Annotated in this window: 17 protein-coding genes and 3 tRNA genes; 9 read left to right on the top strand and 11 right to left on the bottom strand. The window is 59.1% G+C overall.

Going from position 1 to position 18,646, the window contains the following annotated elements; all coding sequences use genetic code 11:
• Position 1: 1 nt before the first annotated feature.
• The 8 genes from AC1Q9F_RS03735 to AC1Q9F_RS03700 all read right to left on the bottom strand — a co-directional run bounded on the left by AC1Q9F_RS03735 (position 2) and on the right by AC1Q9F_RS03700 (position 10,052).
• Positions 2-1,393, bottom strand: a complete 1,392-nt coding sequence (locus AC1Q9F_RS03735) for a GntP family permease (protein WP_492618922.1) — start codon at positions 1,391-1,393, stop codon at positions 2-4.
• Between the two features lie 273 nt (positions 1,394-1,666).
• Positions 1,667-3,082 (bottom strand): sigma-54 interaction domain-containing protein, encoded by a 1,416-nt coding sequence (locus AC1Q9F_RS03730; protein WP_492618923.1) that lies wholly within the window; start codon positions 3,080-3,082, stop codon positions 1,667-1,669.
• 40 nt (positions 3,083-3,122) lie between these two features.
• Positions 3,123-4,697 carry an ABC transporter ATP-binding protein gene (locus tag AC1Q9F_RS03725; protein ID WP_007952057.1) on the bottom strand — a complete coding sequence of 525 codons (1,575 nt, stop codon included), beginning with the start codon at positions 4,695-4,697 and terminating at the stop codon, positions 3,123-3,125.
• A gap of 13 nt (positions 4,698-4,710) precedes the next feature.
• Complete coding sequence (locus AC1Q9F_RS03720; RefSeq protein ID WP_007952058.1) at positions 4,711-5,733, bottom strand: ABC transporter permease; 1,023 nt, start codon at positions 5,731-5,733, stop codon at positions 4,711-4,713.
• Positions 5,733-6,794 carry a microcin C ABC transporter permease YejB gene (locus AC1Q9F_RS03715; protein ID WP_007952064.1) on the bottom strand — a complete coding sequence of 354 codons (1,062 nt, stop codon included), beginning with the start codon at positions 6,792-6,794 and terminating at the stop codon, positions 5,733-5,735. Before AC1Q9F_RS03715 ends, AC1Q9F_RS03720 begins: the two co-directional genes overlap by 1 nt.
• Positions 6,794-8,662 carry an extracellular solute-binding protein gene (locus tag AC1Q9F_RS03710; protein ID WP_492618924.1) on the bottom strand — a complete coding sequence of 623 codons (1,869 nt, stop codon included), beginning with the start codon at positions 8,660-8,662 and terminating at the stop codon, positions 6,794-6,796. The genes AC1Q9F_RS03715 and AC1Q9F_RS03710 overlap by 1 nt, the downstream gene beginning before the upstream one ends.
• A 135-nt stretch (positions 8,663-8,797) precedes the next feature.
• Positions 8,798-9,085 (bottom strand): peptidylprolyl isomerase, encoded by a 288-nt coding sequence (locus AC1Q9F_RS03705; protein ID WP_492618925.1) that lies wholly within the window; start codon positions 9,083-9,085, stop codon positions 8,798-8,800.
• 97 nt (positions 9,086-9,182) lie between these two features.
• Positions 9,183-10,052 (bottom strand): esterase/lipase family protein, encoded by an 870-nt coding sequence (locus tag AC1Q9F_RS03700; RefSeq protein ID WP_492618926.1) that lies wholly within the window; start codon positions 10,050-10,052, stop codon positions 9,183-9,185.
• A 336-nt stretch (positions 10,053-10,388) separates the two neighbouring features.
• Between AC1Q9F_RS03700 and AC1Q9F_RS03695 the strand changes: the two genes are divergently transcribed.
• Positions 10,389-11,507, top strand: a complete 1,119-nt coding sequence (locus AC1Q9F_RS03695) for a hypothetical protein (protein WP_492618927.1) — start codon at positions 10,389-10,391, stop codon at positions 11,505-11,507.
• 65 nt (positions 11,508-11,572) lie between these two features.
• On the opposite strand, the gene AC1Q9F_RS03690 is transcribed toward AC1Q9F_RS03695, so the two are convergent.
• On the bottom strand, positions 11,573-12,643 hold the full coding sequence (locus AC1Q9F_RS03690) for a 3-deoxy-7-phosphoheptulonate synthase (RefSeq protein WP_492618928.1): 1,071 nt from the start codon (positions 12,641-12,643) through the stop codon (positions 11,573-11,575).
• A gap of 648 nt (positions 12,644-13,291) precedes the next feature.
• On the opposite strand from AC1Q9F_RS03690, the gene AC1Q9F_RS03685 reads away from it, so the two are divergent.
• From AC1Q9F_RS03685 to AC1Q9F_RS03650, 8 genes are all read left to right on the top strand, one after another.
• Positions 13,292-13,735, top strand: a complete 444-nt coding sequence (locus AC1Q9F_RS03685) for a GNAT family N-acetyltransferase (protein ID WP_492619438.1) — start codon at positions 13,292-13,294, stop codon at positions 13,733-13,735.
• A 127-nt stretch (positions 13,736-13,862) separates the two neighbouring features.
• On the top strand, positions 13,863-14,504 hold the full coding sequence (gacA, locus tag AC1Q9F_RS03680; RefSeq protein ID WP_032829778.1) for a response regulator transcription factor GacA: 642 nt from the start codon (positions 13,863-13,865) through the stop codon (positions 14,502-14,504).
• A gap of 2 nt (positions 14,505-14,506) precedes the next feature.
• Entirely contained in the window at positions 14,507-16,330 is a 1,824-nt protein-coding gene (gene uvrC / locus AC1Q9F_RS03675; protein WP_207982874.1) for an excinuclease ABC subunit UvrC, read from the top strand.
• A 32-nt stretch (positions 16,331-16,362) separates the two neighbouring features.
• Positions 16,363-16,923: a CDP-diacylglycerol--glycerol-3-phosphate 3-phosphatidyltransferase gene (gene pgsA, locus AC1Q9F_RS03670; RefSeq protein ID WP_007958898.1), complete on the top strand. Its 561-nt coding sequence runs from the start codon at positions 16,363-16,365 to the stop codon at positions 16,921-16,923.
• Between the two features lie 60 nt (positions 16,924-16,983).
• Positions 16,984-17,059, top strand: a tRNA-Gly gene (locus AC1Q9F_RS03665).
• Between the two features lie 46 nt (positions 17,060-17,105).
• Positions 17,106-17,179: transfer RNA gene (locus tag AC1Q9F_RS03660), tRNA-Cys, on the top strand.
• Positions 17,180-17,373: 194 nt separating this feature from the next.
• Positions 17,374-17,460, top strand: a tRNA-Leu gene (locus AC1Q9F_RS03655).
• 196 nt (positions 17,461-17,656) lie between these two features.
• Positions 17,657-17,950, top strand: coding sequence for a hypothetical protein (locus AC1Q9F_RS03650; RefSeq protein WP_492618929.1), 294 nt, complete (start codon positions 17,657-17,659; stop codon positions 17,948-17,950).
• A 69-nt stretch (positions 17,951-18,019) separates the two neighbouring features.
• Here the strand turns inward: AC1Q9F_RS03650 and AC1Q9F_RS03645 are convergent, their stop codons facing one another.
• Both AC1Q9F_RS03645 and AC1Q9F_RS03640 read right to left on the bottom strand, forming a co-directional pair.
• Positions 18,020-18,304, bottom strand: coding sequence for a hypothetical protein (locus AC1Q9F_RS03645; protein ID WP_492618930.1), 285 nt, complete (start codon positions 18,302-18,304; stop codon positions 18,020-18,022).
• An 83-nt stretch (positions 18,305-18,387) separates the two neighbouring features.
• Positions 18,388-18,618 (bottom strand): hypothetical protein, encoded by a 231-nt coding sequence (locus tag AC1Q9F_RS03640; protein ID WP_007958902.1) that lies wholly within the window; start codon positions 18,616-18,618, stop codon positions 18,388-18,390.
• Positions 18,619-18,646: the final 28 nt, after the last annotated feature.

Raw genomic sequence — 18,646 nt, 5'->3', positions numbered from 1 at the left:
CTCACACAATGCCAGTGGCGTAGAAAGTGCCGATCACCACGAAAACCGCCAGGGTCTTGATCAGCGTAATACAGAAAATGTCCTTGTAGGCCTCACGGTGGGTCAGGCCGGTGACGGCGAGCAGGGTGATCACCGCGCCGTTGTGCGGCAGGGTGTCCATGCCGCCGCTGGCCATTGCGGCTACCCGGTGCAGCACTTCCAGCGGAATGTTGGCGGCGTGGGCGGCGCTGATGAATTGCTCGGACATCGCTGCCAGCGCGATGCTCATGCCGCCCGAAGCAGAACCGGTAATACCGGCCAGCAAGGTCACGGTGATCGCTTCGTTGACCAGCGGATTGGGGATGCTCTTGAGCCAGTCGGCCAGCACCAGAAAACCCGGCAGCGAGGCGATGACCGCACCGAAACCGTATTCCGATGCGGTGTTCATCGCCGCCAGCAGCGCACCGCTGACTGCGCTTTTGCTGCCTTCGGCAAGCTTGCTTTTGATTGCTTTAAAACCGAACGCGAGCACCATCAGGATGCCCACCAGCAATGCTGCCTGCACCGCCCAGATTGCGGTGAGTTTGGCAATTTCGGTGGTGACCGGCGCGGCCATGCCCGGCAGCGCGAGGCTGTGGGTCTTGCCGTACCACTGAGGAATCCACTGGGTGAACAGCAGGTTCATGATGCCCACCGCCAGCAGCGGCGACAGGGCGATCCACGGATTCGGCAGTTTCAGGTCTTCGGCGGTTTCCGGTTCGTTGCGCAGTTCGGTGCCGTAGCCTTCACCGGCACGCTGCGCCTTGTTGCGCTGCCGTTGCAAGAACAGCATGCCGGTGCAGAACACGAAAATCGTGCCGATCACACCCAGCCACGGCGCCGCCCATGCGGTGGTGTTGAAGAAGGTGCTGGGGATGATGTTCTGGATTTGCGGCGTACCGGGCAGGGCATCCATGGTGAAGGAGAACGCGCCGAGGGCGATGGTCGCCGGGATCAGGCGCTTGGGGATATTGCTCTGGCGGAACATTTCCGCTGCGAACGGGTAGACCGCGAACACCACGACGAAAAGCGAAACGCCGCCGTAGGTCAGCAGGGCGCAGACCAGCACGATCACCAGCATCGCCTGGCGGGTGCCGAGCAGACGAATCGCTGCGGCAACAATCGAGCGCGAAAAACCCGACAACTCGATCAGCTTGCCGAACACGGCGCCGAGCAGGAACACGGGAAAGTAGAGTTTGATGAAGCCGACCATCTTCTCCATGAACACCCCGGTGAAGGCAGGGGCGACGGCGGAGGGGTCGGTGAGCAGGACGGCGCCGAGGGCGGCGATCGGGGCAAAAAGGATAACGCTGTAGCCACGGTAGGCCGCGAGCATCAGCAGCGCGAGGGCTGCCAAGGCGATGATCACACTCATGGTGTGCTCCTTCGATTGTTATTTTTGTGGGTGGAACGGGTGTGGGAGGGCTATAGCGAGATCTGTGCCAGATGGTTAAGTTATTGAAATAAAAGGAATTAATTTGATGTTTGGCGGTGGTTTTCGAAGTTCTGTCTCTTTTTGGAGACTTCTATGGCTGTGAGGGCGCTTTCGCGGGCAAGCCCGCTCCCACAGTTTGAACGCATTCCCTTGTGGGAGCGGGCTTGCCCGCGAAGCTTTTGATGTTGTCTTGATTTGGAGAACGTTGTCTCCTTATTGAGACTCTGCGATCCCTAGCGCAATCATTTTCTTGTAAAGCGTCGAACGACCCAGTCCCAGCCGCTCAGCCGCCTCGATCACCTTGCCCCCGCATTGCGCGAGGGTCGATTGAATCAACTGCCGGTCAAACCGCTCGCGGGCCTGACTGAAGGTCTCGTGGGATGCCGGCTCTGACAGAGGCGCCAGCGCTCGCTCAACCGGTGTAAACGTGCCAATCGCCGCACGAATGTCATCCACCGTCAGCATCAAGTCATCACTGAGCAGCGCCGCGCGCTCCAGCACGTTTCGCAACTCGCGAATGTTCCCCGGCCAGGCATGCTGCCCGAGCAATTCCAACGCTTCGCGGTTGAGTTCGTGCTGACTACGTAGCTCTTCAAGAATCGCCTCACTGAGCGCCGGCAGATCGTCCAGCCGTTCGCGCAGCGGCGGCACCTGAATCGGCAGCACGTTGAGCCGGTAGTACAAATCCGCGCGGAACTCGCCGCGCTTGATCGCCGCCTCCAGATCCGTCGAGGTCGCGGCAATCACCCGCACATCGCTCTGGATCACGTCGTTGGAGCCTACGGGTTCGAACTCCTTTTCCTGCAACACCCGCAGCAATTTGCTTTGTAGCGGCAGCGGCATGTCGCCGATCTCGTCGAGAAACAGCGTACCGCCCTGAGCGATCTGCAACTTGCCGGTGCGGCCTTTGCGATCGGCTCCGGTGAAGGCGCCGGGGGCGGTGCCGAAGAACTCGGCTTCGAGCAGTGCTTCGGGAATCGCCGCGCTGTTGATGCTGACGAACGCCTTGTGCGCCCGGGGCGAAGCGCCGTGGATGGCCTGGGCCAGCAACTCCTTGCCACTGCCGGTCTCGCCCAGCAACAGAACCGGCGACTCGGCGCTGGCGCTGCGGCGGGCACGGCGTTTGACTTCGAGGCTGGCAGCGCTGGTGCCGATGAAGTGGGCGAAGTTGTATTTGGTCTGCCGGGCACGCAGCAGCGAACGGGTCGAGGCCAGCTCTTCCTGCATGCTCAGGTAGCGCTTGAGCATCGGCGACAGCGTGCGCAGTTCGTCGAACAGGGCAAAACCGATGGCGCCGATCACCGCGCCGGCGTCGTCGTGGATCGGCAGGCGCATCACCACCAGCGGTTCTTTCGGGGTGTCCTGCATGTCCAGCAGAATCGGTCGCCCGGTGCGCACCACTTCGCGCAGCAGGCTGCCGGGGATCACGCTTTCGCAGGGCTTGCCGATGGCCCCGGCGGCGGAGTCGAGCCCGAATCGCCGGGCATAGCGCTCGTTCATCCAGACGATGTTCGCGTCGCGGTCGACAATCACCGTGCCTTCACTGGATTGCTCGATGATCTCGAACAACGAACGGATCGCCAGGGTGCGAACCCATTGGTAATCCTTGAGGCTTTCGGTGGTGTTCATGGCGGCGTCCATTGGCGGAAGTCAGGTGGCGCGATTATGCCTATCCCGGATGTGCCGCCGCCAACAGCTCTTTGGTATAGGGATGCTGCGGTGAGTCGAACACGTCATGGCTGGCGCCGCTTTCGACCACCTTGCCGTCCTTGATCACGATCATGTCGTGGGCCAGCGCGCGTACCACTGCAAGATCGTGGCTGATGAACAGATACGTCAGGCCATGTTTTTCCTGAAGCTGGCGGAGCAGGGCGACCACCTGTTTCTGCACGGTGCGATCAAGGGCCGAAGTCGGCTCGTCGAGCAGGATCAGCGCCGGTTTGAGCACCAGTGCCCGGGCGATGGCAATGCGCTGACGCTGCCCACCGGAGAACTCATGGGGATAGCGATGACGGCTTTCGGGGTCGAGCCCGACCTCCTTGAGCACGCGGATCACTTGGTCGTCGCATTCGTCGGCGGTCGACTGGCAATGCACCTCCAGCCCTTCGCTGATGATCTGCGCCACCGACATGCGCGGGCTGAGACTGCCGAACGGGTCCTGGAACACCACCTGCATCTGCCGGCGCCACGGCCGCATCTGTTTCTGGTCGAGACCGTCGAGTGCCGTCCCCTGGAAGCGAATGCTGCCCTTGGAGTCGAGCAGGCGCAGAATTGCCTGACCGAGAGTTGATTTACCGGAACCGGACTCGCCGACGATGCCCAGCGTCTTGCCGCGCTGGATGTTCAGGCTGATGCCGTCCACCGCGCGCAGGTATTGCTTGCGCTGGAACAGCCCGCCACCGACCGTGAAATCAACCCGCAGGTCATCGACTTCCAGCACGTTCTCGCGCTCGTCCCGGGGCAGCGCTTCGCCTTCCGGTTCCGCGTTGAGCAACACGCAGCTGTAAGGGTGTTTCGGCTCGGTGAACAGGGTTTCGCACGGTGCCTGCTCGACGATTTCCCCGGCCTTCATCACGCACACCCGTTGGGCGATGCTGCGCACCAGATTGAGGTCATGGCTGATCAGCAGCAGCGACATGCCGAGGCGCCGTTGCAGGGACTTGAGCAGCAGCAGGATCTTGCGCTGTACGGTCACATCGAGGGCGGTGGTCGGCTCGTCGGCGATCAGCAGTTCGGGCTCACAGGCCAGGGCCATCGCGATCATCACCCGTTGGCGCTGGCCGCCGGACAGCTGATGCGGATAAGCCTTCAGGCGTTCTTTCGGTTTCTGGATGCCCACCAGTTCGAGCAGTTCAAGAATCCGTGCCTGAGCCTCTTTGCCGCCGAGGCCACGGTGCAGCAACAGGGTTTCGCCGATCTGCTTTTCAATCGTGTGCAACGGGTTGAGCGAGGTCATCGGCTCCTGGAAAATCATGGCGATGCGGTTGCCCCGCAGGTCGCGCAGGGTCTTGGGATCGGCGCCGACCAGTTCCTGGCCACGATAACGGATGCTGCCGGTGGTACGGGCATCGCATTCGGGGAGCAGTTGCAGGATCGAGTGGGCCGTCACCGACTTGCCAGAACCCGACTCGCCGACCAGTGCAAGGCACTCGCCGGGGCGGATGTCCAGGCACAGGTTGCGCACTACGGTCTGGCCATGGAAGGCAACGCTGAGGTCACGGATTTCGATGAGGTTGTCAGTCATATCAAAGGTCCGTTCATGAGCGCGGGTCAAAGGCATCGCGCAGCGCTTCGCCGATGAATACCAACAGGGAAAGAATCAGCGCCAGGGTGAAAAACGCGGTCAACCCAAGCCAGGGCGCTTGCAGGTTCTGTTTGCCCTGACCGATCAACTCGCCCAGTGACGCGCTGCCGGCGGGCATGCCGAAGCCGAGGAAATCCAGCGCGGTCAAGGTGGAAATCGCCCCGGTCAGAATGAAGGGCAGGTAGCTCAGGGTCGCGTTCATCGCGTTGGGCAGGATGTGCCGGACAATCACTTTGCGATCGCTCAAGCCCAACGCCCGGGCAGCCTTGACGTACTCCAGGTTGCGGCCGCGCAGAAACTCCGCGCGTACCACGTCCACCAGCGCCAGCCAGGAAAACAGCGCCATGATCCCCAGCAGCCACCAGAAGTTCGGCTCGACGAATCCCGAAAGGATGATCAGCAGGTAAAGCACCGGCAACCCCGACCAGACCTCCAGCAAACGCTGGCCGAGCAGATCGACCCAGCCGCCGTAATAACCCTGCAGGGCGCCGGCCGCGATGCCGATCAGTGCGCTGACGAAGGTCAGCATCAGGGCGAACAGGATCGACACCCGCGCGCCGAAGATCACCCGAGCCAGTACGTCGCGCGCCTGATCGTCGGTGCCCAGCCAGTTGACCGAAGTCGGTGGGCTCGGTGCCGGTTTGTTGAGGTCGTAGTTCGGGGTGTCATCACTGAACGGAATCGGCGGAAACAGCAGCCAGCCACCGTCCTTGCGGATCAGCTTCTGCACGTAATCGCTGCGGTAATCGGCCTGGAACGGCAGTTGCCCGCCGAACTCCTGCTCGGTGTGGCGCTTGAACACCGGGAAATACCATTGGCCCTGATAACTGACAACCAAAGGCTTGTCGTTGGCGATCAGTTCGCCGCCGAGGCTGAGCAGGAACAGGCCGATAAACAGCCACAGTGACCACCAGCCCCGGCGGTTTTTCTTGAAACGTTCGAAACGGCGACGGCCTAGAGGCGAGAGCTTGAACATCAGGCATTCCTCGCAGCGAAATCGATGCGTGGGTCGACCAGCGTGTAGCACAGGTCGCCGATCAGTTTTATCAGGAGGCCGAACAGGGTAAAGATGAACAGCGAGCCGAACACCACCGGATAGTCCCGGGACACGGCCGCTTCGTAACTCATGCGCCCCAGACCGTCGAGGGAGAAGATCACCTCGATCAGCAACGAGCCGGCGAAGAACACGCTGATGAACGCCTGGGGAATGCCCGACACCACCAGCAGCATCGCGTTGCGGAACACGTGTCCGTAGAGCACCCGGTTTTCGCTCAGGCCTTTGGCGCGAGCGGTGACCACGTACTGGCGGGTGATTTCATTGAGGAACGAGTTCTTGGTGAGGATGGTCAGGGTGGCGAAACCGCCGATCACCAGCGCCGTGACCGGCAGCACCAGATGCCAGAAGTAGTCGGTGATCTTGCCCAGCGTCGACAGGGATTCGAAGTTGTCGGACACCAGCCCGCGCACCGGAAACCAGTTCAGCGAGGTGCCGCCGGCGAACACCACGATCAGGAACATCGCGAACAGGAATGCCGGCATAGCGTAACCGATGATGATCGCCGTGCTGCTCCAGATATCGAAATGGCTGCCGTGGTGCACGGCTTTGCGGATGCCCAGCGGGATCGACACCAGATAAGTGATCAGCGTCGCCCACAGGCCGAGGGAAATGGTCACCGGCATTTTCTGCAGGATCAGGTCGGTGACCGTGGCGCCGCGGAAGAAGCTCTTGCCGAAATCCAGCTGCGCGTAGTTCTTGAGCATCAGCCACAAGCGTTCATGGGCCGGTTTGTCGAAGCCGTACTGTTTTTCGATGTCCTTGATCAGCTGCGGATCGAGGCCACGGCTGGCGCGGGACGTGCCGCTCATGGTCTCGCTCGCACCGCCGCCGACACTGGCGCCGCCGATGCCTTGCAAATGGGCGATAGCCTGTTCAACCGGACCACCCGGCGCGGCCTGGATGATCACGAAGTTGACCAGCAGAATGATCACCAGCGTCGGGATGATCAGCAGCAGGCGCCGCAGTATGTAAGCCCACATCAGTGCGGCCCTCCGGGTCTGCCACGGCTGATTTTCTCGGCCGTCATCTGCTGGTTGGTCAGCGGCGTGCTGCTGATTTCCCACCAGCTCTCGATCGCTTCGTCATTGCTCGCCTGCACGGTGGGAATGCCGAAGCGGTTCCACCACACGGTCGACGTGCCCGGCGGGTAATAGTTGGGAATCCAGTAGTAGTTCCATTGCAGCACCCGGTCCAGCGCATGGGCGTAACGCAGCATGTCGGTCTGGGTCGAAGCGCGGATCAGGCCGTTGATCAAGGTATCGACCGCCGGGTTCTTCAGCACCATATAGTTGTTGGCGCCGGGATCGTTGGCCGATGCCGAACCGAAGTAGTTCAACAGTTCGCCGCCGGGGGAGGTGGTGACCGGGTAACCGGTGACGATCATGTCGTAGTCGCGGCTCATCAGGCGATTGACGTACTGCGAGGAATCGATGCGACGGATGTCGAGATTGATGCCGATTTGCTTCAGCGTGCGCTTGTACGGCAGCAGTAGACGGTCCATGCCGTTTTGGCTGACCAAGAAGGTGAAGCTCAACGGCTCGCCATGGTCGTTGACCAACTGGTCGCCATCGGGCTTCCAGCCAGCCTGTTCCAGCAGCTCCAGCGCTTGCAGTTGCTTGTCGCGGATCAGGCCGCTGCCATCGGTCTTCGGCGCCTCGAAGACCTGGGTGAACACCTCGTCTGGAATCTGCCCGCGCAAGGGTTCGAGAATCTTCAGTTCGGCGGCGTCCGGCAGCTGGCGGGCGGCCAGATCACTGTTGGAGAAGTAACTCTGCTGGCGGATGTACATGTTGCGCATCATCTGCCGGTTGCTCCATTCGAAATCCCAGAGCATGGCCAGTGCCTGACGAACGCGGCGATCCTGGAATATCGGCTTTTGCAGGTTGAACACGAATCCCTGGGCCGACTGCGGCGCCTCGGTGGCCAGGTGAGCCTTTTGCAGACGACCATCGCTCAGGGCCGGGCTCTCGTAACCGATGGAGTAGCCGGTGGCGGAGAACTCACGGTTGTAGTCGTAGGCGCCGCCGCGCAGGACCTGGCGGGCGACGTCGGTGTCGCCGAAGTACTCAATGCTGAAGTGATCGAAGTTGTAGAGGCCACGGCTGACCGGCAGGTCCTTGCCCCACCAGTCGGGATTGCGTTCAAAGGTAATGCTGCGCCCGGAATCGACCTTGCCGACCCGATACGGGCCGCTGCCCAGCGGCGGTTCATAGCCGCCACCGCCGGCGAAATCACGGGTCTTCCACCAATGTTCGGGAAACACCGGCAGGGTCGCGATGTCCAGCGGCAGGGTGCGGTTTTCGTTGCTCTTGAAATCGAAGCGTACGGTGAGCGGGGCTTCGACTTCGACACCTTTGACGTCGGCGAACTGGGTGCGATAACGCAGGCTGCCCTGGGTCATCAGCAAGTCATACGTGTAGCGCACGTCTTCGGCGGTGATTGGCTTGCCATCGGCAAAGCGGGCCTTGGGGTTGATAAAGAAGCGCAACGACAGGCCGTCATCCGAGCGCTCCATTTTTTGCGCTACGAGGCCGTAAACGGTGTAGGGCTCGTCGAGCGAACGCTGGGCCAGCGGGGAGTACAGCAAGCCGTCGATCTGGCTGACGCCGATGCCTTTGTCGATGTACGGCAGGACATGGTCGAAGTGGCCGATCTCGATGGCCGAGCGGCGCATCGTCCCGCCCTTGGGCGCCCGGACGTTGGTGTAATCGAAGTGACTGAAACCGGGCGGGTACTTTGCCGGTTCGCCATAGACGGTCATCGCATGCTGCGGTGCGGCGTCCACACCAGTGATCCCAAGCAGCAGGGTCACGGCAGTGAACATCAATGTCGGGAAAGCCAGTCGCATTGTCAGCCTTAAAGCCGGGTAATCGATAAGCGCAATTTGTACGCGAGCGGCGCGCCGTTCGCCAGCGGTGTGGTGTAACCAAAACAAAACGGCCCGCCATCAGGCGGGCCGTTGCACAGCAGGTCGGGCTGAATATCAGTCCTGACGGCTGGTGACTTCCAGCAGGTGATAGCCGAACTGGGTCTTCACCGGGCCTTGCACGACATTGATCGGCGCGCTGAATACCACGGTGTCGAATTCCTTGACCATCTGGCCAGGACCGAACGAACCCAGGTCGCCGCCCTGACGGCTGGACGGGCAGGTGGAGTTGGCCTTGGCCTTGGCCACTTCGGCGAAATCAGCGCCACCTTCGATCTGGGCCTTGAGTTCGTTGCACTTGGCTTCGCTGGAAACCAGGATGTGGCGGGCAGTGGCTTTAGCCATGGGGAAACTCTCCAATCAAATCAGTAAAGGGGGGAGCCTACCGGATTCAGTGGCCGATTTCTCGGCAAAGTTCCATTCGCTCGTCTGATACCGGTCGCTAAAGATTAGCCGCTTGCAGGCGCAAGGCGTGTTCAACGTAAAGTTGGATCGGATCGTTTTGCTTGGTGCGCTGGCCGACTCCTCGACGCAGGCTGCGCAGATGGTCGAGCGGATAATCGGAGCGGATCACGGTGCCGAGGTGAGAACTGAAACGGCCGACAAAACCGTCGTTCTGAGCGGGTTCTGTAATGAAATATTCCGACAGGGCCAGACAGATGCTCTGCATTGGATCGAGGGCCTGCATGGTCAATTCCGGCACAACGCCACTCCACGAATAATAGCGAACGTCATCGACCCGCTCGGCCCCTTGGCCACCCCAGGTTTCGGGTAGGCCCTGTGGGTATTTGTCATTGAATTGGCCGACACCCTCCGTCGTCAGCGCGTTAAGTGCAGCCAGAGCCTGGCGCGGCAGTGTCTTGTGTCCGCTAAGCAGAGACAGGAAATCGGAAAACAACGTGGCGACCTGCAGGGCCACAGCCTCCGGCAGTCGTCCGGGGATCAGCGCCTTGCGCAGGAAGTCTGCCAACTCCGAGCCGTGATTGGGACCGCTGACCGATGTCACGGAGGCGACCTTGTGTGGCGCTAGCGCTGCAGCATACCTAGCGGTCAGTGCGCCCTGGCTGTGACCGATCAGGTTGACTTTGGTGGCGCCTGTGCCTCTGAGCACGGAATCGATTTGCGAGAGCAATTGCTCGCCTCGTACTTCGTTGTCATGGATAGCCGACAAGTGCGGCACGAATACCTGCACGCCTGCGGCCTTGAGTGCCTGTTTGACGTCATGGAACAGTTCGAAAGGGCCAATGCGCTCGAATCCGAACAGACCATGCACCAACAGTACGGGATAGAGAGTTGTGGCATTTCGTTGCATTTTTCGTCCTTGATCGCAGAGATTCATCGATGTTGTCTGCGTGCCACTCTAAAACAGTCGTTGCGCAGGCGATGCCTGAAGAGTCTTTCTAGTGCGATGGAAACTGGATCAGTGTGCGTATGAAATTTCACTTTTGAATGAGATCCGGTTCTGAATATTTGGAGGGTTCTCGCCTTGTCGAGGGTGGTTTTCCAGTTTTTGCCTACTTGCTTCAGTGCGGTTAACCCTGTGTCGACGGGTGTGGGGCTGACATCGAGTGGTTGAGGAAACGCGTTAAATAGAGTCTCTTTCACGCAGCTTTCGGCGGCGTGTCATTTCCAGGGAATGGAGCAGCGAATGAACATGACGGATGCACAGGCAACAGCTTCGCGAGAGCGAGCCAAAGGGATGGCTACTGAAAGAGTCGGGACGTTCGAGCATTGTCATGCACCCGGGCAGGCATTATCACTGCCCGTACCCTCAATCGACTCGTTGGAAGGTACGGTCCTTGATCCTTCTATGAACCGGGTTGTCGTGCGGATTGCCCCCTATTCAGGAATGGCATGCGGGGACCGGATCGTGCTGCATTGGCGTGGCCTCGATATCGAAGGATTGCCATATCAACATGAGATTCCGCGATTTATCAGCGAAGCCCAACTGGGCAGGGAGATTGTTCTGGTCGTGCGGGGCGCTCACATCGCAGCGCTGGACGGAGGTTCGCTGGAGGTATTCTGGACATTGACCAGCGCCTCGCGGCGGGAGCCGCTGACTTCCTTGCGCAGGCAACTGGATGTCGGAGACGTTCGCTACAGCTTGATGCCAGTCACTCTCGAGGATTCCGTCGGGGGCAGTCTCGACCCGGCACGCGTCATCGATGGGACATCGGTCACGCTTCAGCCTTATGCCGGGATGAGTGCAGGCGACCGGGTGCAGTTGATCTGGGAAGGATCGGCGTTGGAGGCATCCTTTCAAGATACGCTGATCGTCGAATCCTTTGCTGTCGGTGAGCCACTGGTGTTGGGGGTTGCTCCTGAATACATCACTCCGCATCTCGGCGGGGAAGTAATCGTTCGATACTGTATCGAACAGAAAAGCGGTGCGATTCGCGAGTCAGGTGCGACGCGGGTCAGTATTGCCCCCCTTGAAAGAGGAGAGTTGGCGGCCCCTCAGGTACTCGAAGCCAATGACGGCGTGCTTGATGTTGTGGATGCGATCGACGGCGTGAGTGTGCTGATCAGTGATGCGCGGGTGGAGGAGGGTGAGCTGGTGTATCTGAAATGTGATGGTGAGTCATTCTTTCACCGCGATGACCGCGAAATAATCATCGGAATGGCGATGCAGCCTTTGGTTTTCATCGTGCCGCATCGATTCTGGCGCGAACATGTTGGCACTCTTGTGCAAGTGTCCTACTCGGTCGAGAGGCTTGATGATGTGAGTCAGATGTCCGGTGTGTCCCGGATTCGAGTGCAGGAGTGATCCTTCGACGTTTAATTCTGGCTGGCCCTCCGGGTGAATGACACACCGGAGGGCGATTTTTGTTGTCAGGCCTGTTTTCGAATGCGTTGTGCGGCGTCCAGCAACAGGCGTTCTGTTGCATCGAATCCGAGGCAGCCATCGGTCACCGAAACGCCATAACGAAGCGATTCACTCAGGGGCTGGCATCCCTCGAACAGATGCGACTCGAGCATCATGCCGATCAATGAACGATTGCCTTGCAGTCGTTGTTCCAGCACATCGTTGAACACGCCCGGCTGACGGAGCGGGTCCTTGCCACTGTTGGCATGGCTGCAATCGACCATGATCCGGCTCGGAATTTTCAGACGGTTCAACTCGGTGTTGATGATGGCAACGCTTTCGCGGTCGTAGTTCGGCCCTCGGTGACCACCACGCAGCACCAGGTGGGTGTCCGGGTTGCCCGGGGTCTGGATGATCGCCGGGTGGCCCTGGCTGTCTACGCCGAAATGGCGATGGGCATGCGCTGCCGAACGCATTGCGTCAACGGCGACGGTCACACCGCCATCGGTGCCGTTCTTGAAGCCGACCGGCATGTTCAGTCCGCTGGCCATTTCCCGATGGATCTGCGACTCGGTCGTGCGAGCGCCGATGGCGACCCAGCTCAGCAAGTCATCGAAGTAGCCGGCGGCCATGGGTTGCAGCAGTTCGGTGGCAATCGGAAGTCCGAGACGGATCATTTCCAGCATCAATTCGCGCGACAGCGTGAGGCCGGCTGCCATGTCGTCGCTGCCATTCAGATGAGGGTCGTAGGCAAGGCCTTTCCAGCCGACGGTGGTGCGAGGTTTTTCGACGTAGGCACGCATCACGAGCAGCATGTCATCACGGACTTCTTCAGCCAGGCGCGAAAGTTTGCTGGCGTATTCAATTGCGGACTCGGGGTCGTGAATCGAGCAGGGGCCGACGATCACCAGCAAGCGCGGGTCATGACCATCGAGAATCGCGCGGACCGCCTGGCGGTGGGCGACGACTTGCTGGTTCAGCGCATTGCTCAGGGGCAATTGCTGTTTGAGTTGCAGCGAACTCGGCAGACGCAGGGTCAATGCTTCGTTGGCAGGGTTCAGGGTGGACAGTGGCAGAGCAGAAACGGACGAGTTCATATTCGGTCTTCCTGGGCGGAGGGCGGGGGCTTCCCGCTCACTCGGCCCTATTGGGGTGTTCGACAATTGGCCGGATTGGCTACGTGTGTTGGCTTGCCACCTGTGGGTGACCGATCGGAGGCGGCAGGCTGTCCCGAGCGGAGGCTGGTAAATCGCCAGGCGGTAAAACTGTCGTAACGGTAATAAGTGGCGTAGTTCATTGGTTGAATCCTCAAAGTGTCTGGTGTTGCTGAAAAAAGTCAGGGCCTGAAAAAACAAAACCCCCGGTCGGGAGGCCGACCGGGGGGTGAGAAATCTCTGGTAGGCGACCCGTTCAAATGGGCGCCGTGTGGGTATCAGGCGCGCCAGTGGCTAAACCAATACCCAAAATAAAAGCTTGCTGGAGCAGCACAGACGTCGTTCACCCGGGCAGCCGCAACCGAGCGCGAGGCGCTAACGGTACGAAGCTGTGAGAGGGTGTTGAACATGTGCTGTCTCCAATGAATGCGCCGAGCTTACTAGAGGCTGCTGCGCGTCAGCAATCAGAAATTGCTATTGAAGGCACAAGAAGGACTCTATGGGTTGAGCGCCCGCCAAGGTGTGACACACTCCGCTTTCTGAACTTGCACTCAAGGAAGGGGCATGAACTTGAAGAAGATTGAGGCAGGAATGAGTTTTGAGTTACGCCAGGCAACATCCGCCGACCTGTCGTTTGTGCGAGAACTGACTTGCCGAAACATGCTTCGCTACTACATTCACTATGACTTGTTGTGGCAGGACGAGGCGTTCGATGTTGCCTGGGCCGGGCGCGAAAACTGGTTGATCCTTCGTGAAGGCGAATTGGTGGGCTATTTCAGTCTGAGTCGTGATGCTCGGGCCGTGTATATCCGCGAATTGCAGATCGTCGAAAGCGCTCAAGGCCAGGGCGCGGGATCCTGGGCGATCGATCAGGTTGTCGCGATGGCCCGGCTGGAGCATCGGCCGGCGTTGCGTCTGACGGTATTCAAAAACAACCCGGCGCAAAACCTGTATCGCCGAAAAGGAATGTTTGTGCAGGGTGAGGACGAGTGTTTCCTGCGAATGCAGCTCGATTTCAGTACACCTGTGCTCTGAAACCCACGGCCGGCAAGCCCTCGATGAGGAATTGAAACTTTTTATATGTTGCTTGCCGCTAGGTCTGCCCGGCACTTTTTGCTAAGGTGTCCGGCATCCCAATAAGACCATATCGCGAGGTGTCTGCTTGATTAGGGTGCTAGTGGTCGACGACCATGATCTCGTTCGTACAGGCATTACACGGATGCTGGCCGATATCGATGGCCTGCAGGTAGTGGGCCAGGCCGAGTCCGGGGAAGAATCCCTCATCAAGGCTCGTGAGTTGAAGCCCGACGTGGTGCTGATGGACGTCAAGATGCCGGGCATCGGCGGCCTCGAAGCCACGCGCAAACTGTTGCGAAGTCATCCTGACATCAAAGTGGTCGCGGTCACCGTGTGTGAGGAAGATCCGTTTCCTACACGGTTGTTGCAGGCCGGTGCGGCGGGTTATCTGACCAAGGGCGCCGGGTTGCCGGAAATGGTTCAGGCCATTCGCCTGGTGTTTGCCGGCCAGCGCTACATCAGCCCGCAAATTGCCCAGCAACTGGCAATCAAATCCTTTCAGCCGACCAACGATTCACCGTTCGATGCGTTGTCGGAGCGGGAAATCCAGATTGCGCTGATGATTGTCGGCTGTCAGAAGGTTCAGATCATTTCCGACAAATTGTGTTTGTCGCCGAAAACCGTGAACACCTACCGCTACCGCATATTCGAGAAGCTTTCGATCAGCAGTGATGTCGAACTGACGCTTCTGGCGGTTCGTCACGGCATGGTTGATGCCAGCCTCTGACCATGACTGAAACATTCGATTCGGGCGCCTTTCTTTCGACCGTCAGCGGGCGCCCTGGCGTGTATCGCATGTTCGACAGCGATGCGCGTCTGCTGTACGTCGGCAAGGCCAAGAACCTCAAGAAACGTCTGGCCAGCTACTTTCGCAAGACAGGCCTGGCGCCGAAAACCGCGGCTCTGGTCGGGCGTATCGCCCAGGTCGAAACCACCATCACGTCCAATGAAACAGAGGCGTTGCTGCTCGAGCAAACCCTGATCAAGGAGTGGCGGCCGCCGTACAACATCCTGCTGCGCGACGACAAATCCTATCCCTATGTCTTTCTGTCTGACGGGCAATTCCCGCGCCTGAGCATTCATCGCGGGGCTAAAAAGGCCAAGGGCAAGTATTTCGGTCCCTACCCGAGTGCCGGGGCGATCCGCGAAAGCCTCAGCCTTTTGCAGAAGACATTCTTCGTGCGTCAGTGCGAGGACTCCTACTACAAAAACCGGACCCGGCCGTGCCTGCAATATCAGATCAAGCGTTGCAAGGCGCCTTGTGTCGGGCTGGTCGAGCCTGAGGTTTACGCCGAGGATGTGCGTCACTCGGTGATGTTCCTCGAAGGACGCAGCCATGCGTTGACCAATGAGTTGTCGACGGCGATGGAAGAGGCTGCAATCAACCTCGAGTTCGAACGCGCCGCCGAACTGCGCGACCAGATCGCGTTGCTGCGTCGGGTACAGGATCAACAGAGCATGGAAGGCGGTACCGGCGACATCGATGTGATCGCCGCGTTCGTCAATCCGGGCGGGGCCTGTGTCCACCTGATCAGCGTGCGGGGAGGGCGGGTACTTGGTAGCAAGAACTTCTTCCCACAAGTCGGAATTGAAGAAGAAGTGGCTGAGGTCATGGCCGCTTTTCTCGGGCAATACTTCATTAGTAGCCCTGAACGCGATTTGCCGAGCGAATTGATCGTCAACGTCGTACACGAAGATTTCCCTGCGCTGATCGAGGCCATTCAGGCGCTGCGCGGACGTGAGTTGACCATCAGCCATCGGGTACGCGGTACACGGGCGCGCTGGCAGCAACTGGCGGTGACCAATGCCGAACAGGCGCTGGGTGCGCGGCTGGCCAACCGCCAACACGTTGCTGCACGTTTCGAAGCGCTGGCTGAAGTGTTGAACCTCGATGAGCCGCCACAACGGCTGGAGTGCTATGACATCAGCCACTCCAGCGGTGAAGCCACGGTGGCTTCCTGCGTGGTGTTTGGCCCGGAAGGGGCGATCAAGTCGGATTACCGTCGTTACAACATCGAAGGCGTGACCGCTGGCGACGATTACGCTGCGATGCATCAGGCCCTGACCCGACGCTTCAGCAAACTGAAGGAGGGCGAGGGCAAATTGCCGGACATTCTGTTGGTGGACGGCGGCAAGGGGCAGTTGTCGATGGCGCGTGATGTGCTCAACGAACTGGCTGTTCCGGATCTGATCTTGCTGGGGGTCGCCAAGGGGGCCACGCGAAAGGCGGGATTCGAGACTTTGTATCTGAATGATGCGGCGCACGAGTTCACCTTGCGCGGTGATTCTCCGGCGCTGCATCTGATCCAGCAGATTCGTGACGAAGCCCACCGCTTTGCGATTACCGGCCACCGTGCACGGCGCGGCAAGACCCGCCGTACGTCGACGCTGGAAGGCGTTGCGGGCGTCGGGCCGACCCGGCGTCGGGACTTGTTGAAACATTTTGGTGGATTGCAGGAGCTGTCTCGTGCAAGCATCGAAGAGATCGCCAAAGCACCGGGGATCAGCAAAAAGCTAGCAGAGTCGATTTATGCAAACCTGCATAGTGAGTAGAATGCCCATTCACCTCGTAGCCAGTTGTGCCGATGAATATCCCTAATCTGATTACCGTTCTCCGCGTCCTGCTCATCCCGATCTTCATTTTGCTGTTCTATCTGCCTTACCAGTGGAGCTATCTGGCCTCAAGTTCGGTATTCGCCTTTGCGGCGGCAACGGACTGGCTGGATGGCTACCTCGCGCGACGCCTGGAGCAAAGCACGCCGTTTGGTGCGTTTCTGGATCCTGTCGCTGACAAACTGATGGTCGCTGTTGCCCTGGTGTTGCTGGTGCAAGAGCATGGCAACCTTTGGCTCACTCTGCCGGCTGCTGTCATCATCGGTCGCGAGATCGTTGTCTCGGCATTGCGTGAGTGGATGGCCGAACTTGGTGCCCGGGCCCATGTGGCCGTGTCGAATCTGGGCAAGTGGAAAACTGCTGCGCAGATGCTTGCGCTGGTGATTCTCCTGGCCAATCCCAAGGTTTTCAGTTTCTGGGTTGTCATCGGTTACGCGTTGCTGATGGTGTCGGCAGGCCTGACCCTGTGGTCGATGGTTCAATACCTTCGCGCTGCCTGGCCACATCTGAAGACCGATGTTGAAAAGAAATAAAACTTTTTTGAATCAAAGGGTTGACGGCGCTTCTGATTTCTATAGAATGCGCCACACCAAGCGGGAATAGCTCAGTTGGTAGAGCACGACCTTGCCAAGGTCGGGGTCGCGAGTTCGAGTCTCGTTTCCCGCTCCAATTTGTACAACGTTTGTTGTTGCGCTACTGACAGCAAATGTTTTGAGGCCGAGTAGCAAAATGGTTATGCAGCGGATTGCAAATCCGCCTACGCCGGTTCGATTCCGACCTCGGCCTCCACTATAAACAAGCTCCGTAGATCCATGATTTACGGAGCTTTTTTATTTGCGTTGCACTGAAAGATTTAGTCTTTGAAACGGCAACTGCAAACTTGCTTCACCGGGAAGTGATGTATATATTTCCCCTCTGCCGCCAATGCGCAGTTCCTGTCAGGACTGTGAATCTTCAGCAGAGCAAAGCTGTACCGCGCTACCGCCCGAATGGCGAAACTGGTAGACGCATGGGACTTAAAATCCCCCGCTCGTAAGGGCGTGCCGGTTCGATTCCGGCTTCGGGCACCATGAATATTAAAGGCCTGCATGAGAGATACCTCATGCAGGCCTTTTTGTTTTTTCCGCAATGGAAAATTCCTTTCCGCGCCAATCACTTCGCGGGTATCACCTTCTTTCACTTTCGATTCCAGACGTATTCATCGGTCATTGTGGATGAAGTGAGCTAGTGTTTCTTTCTCGCGTAACCCAACACAGGACAATGATGATGAGGCGATTGCTGCTGGGCGTTTTGCTGATGTCTTCCGCCGTTGCTCAAGCCGGCATCCCGCTGTTGAACGCAACATGCCCCGGAAACATCGAGGTTCACGCAGACAAAGGCGGCCCGATCTACATCAATGGCAAAGAAGGAAAACTGAAAAAATACAACGATAACGCCTTCGAAGCCAAAGGCAGCGGGGTGACCATTTCGCTGACGATCATGCCCGACGGCTCGCGTGATGTTTCGTACACGGGCAAGAACAAAGCCAATGGGGTTTGTCAGGTGAAGGAGACGAAGTGACCTGGCTTTGATCTTCAGGGCGTTGAGCCAACAGCAAAAAAGGGCCGATTCAATCGGCCCTTTTTTTGTTCAGACAAACGCCTGCCCGGTAAAACCTCTAGGCAAACGCTGAAGACCGGCCATAGCGGTCAACCGTTCAATCCACTCCGAACGCCAGTCGGACGCCGTGTGCGCACCCTTCGAATGGCGAGCCGCGCGCCGCGCCGCATTGCGCTGATCTTTGCGCGCATCCTTGTATGCGTCGGTATTGCGGCAGCTGCGGCACTTCACTCGATTGAGTTCGCTGCTGGAGGAGAGGTTGTTGCCCTTGTGCCCGCAGGCCAAGTGCCCGTCAACTTTGAAATGAATGACCATAAGACGCCTCCTTGGTGACGTGTAAAGGTATTGACCTCTCACGACCAAGGACGTTCTTTTTTCGCGCACCGTGAATCGAGGGCTTACCTGAAGCGTGGCAGTGGCCGGTCGATCGGTTTGAGCGATGACAGGGTGCTGCGAATCAGCGGGGTATCCTTTTCGATATCGTTCAGCCGGTCGCGGATGCGCAGGGCGGTGGGGTGCCCGCCTTGATGGTCGACCCAGTCGGCGATCTCTTTGCAGGCCGCGGCGAGGCGTGCTTCGCGGGCATCGAGCAAGGTGAGGAGAGTGGTGATGGACTCTCTTTCGGACATGGAACACCTCCGTTCATTAATCCGCTCG

It is taken from the genome of Pseudomonas sp. GW823-FHT04A03, assembly GCF_058796615.1.
The sequence above is the reverse complement of the archived record's forward strand: the minus strand, read 5'-3'. Positions and strand labels throughout refer to the sequence as shown.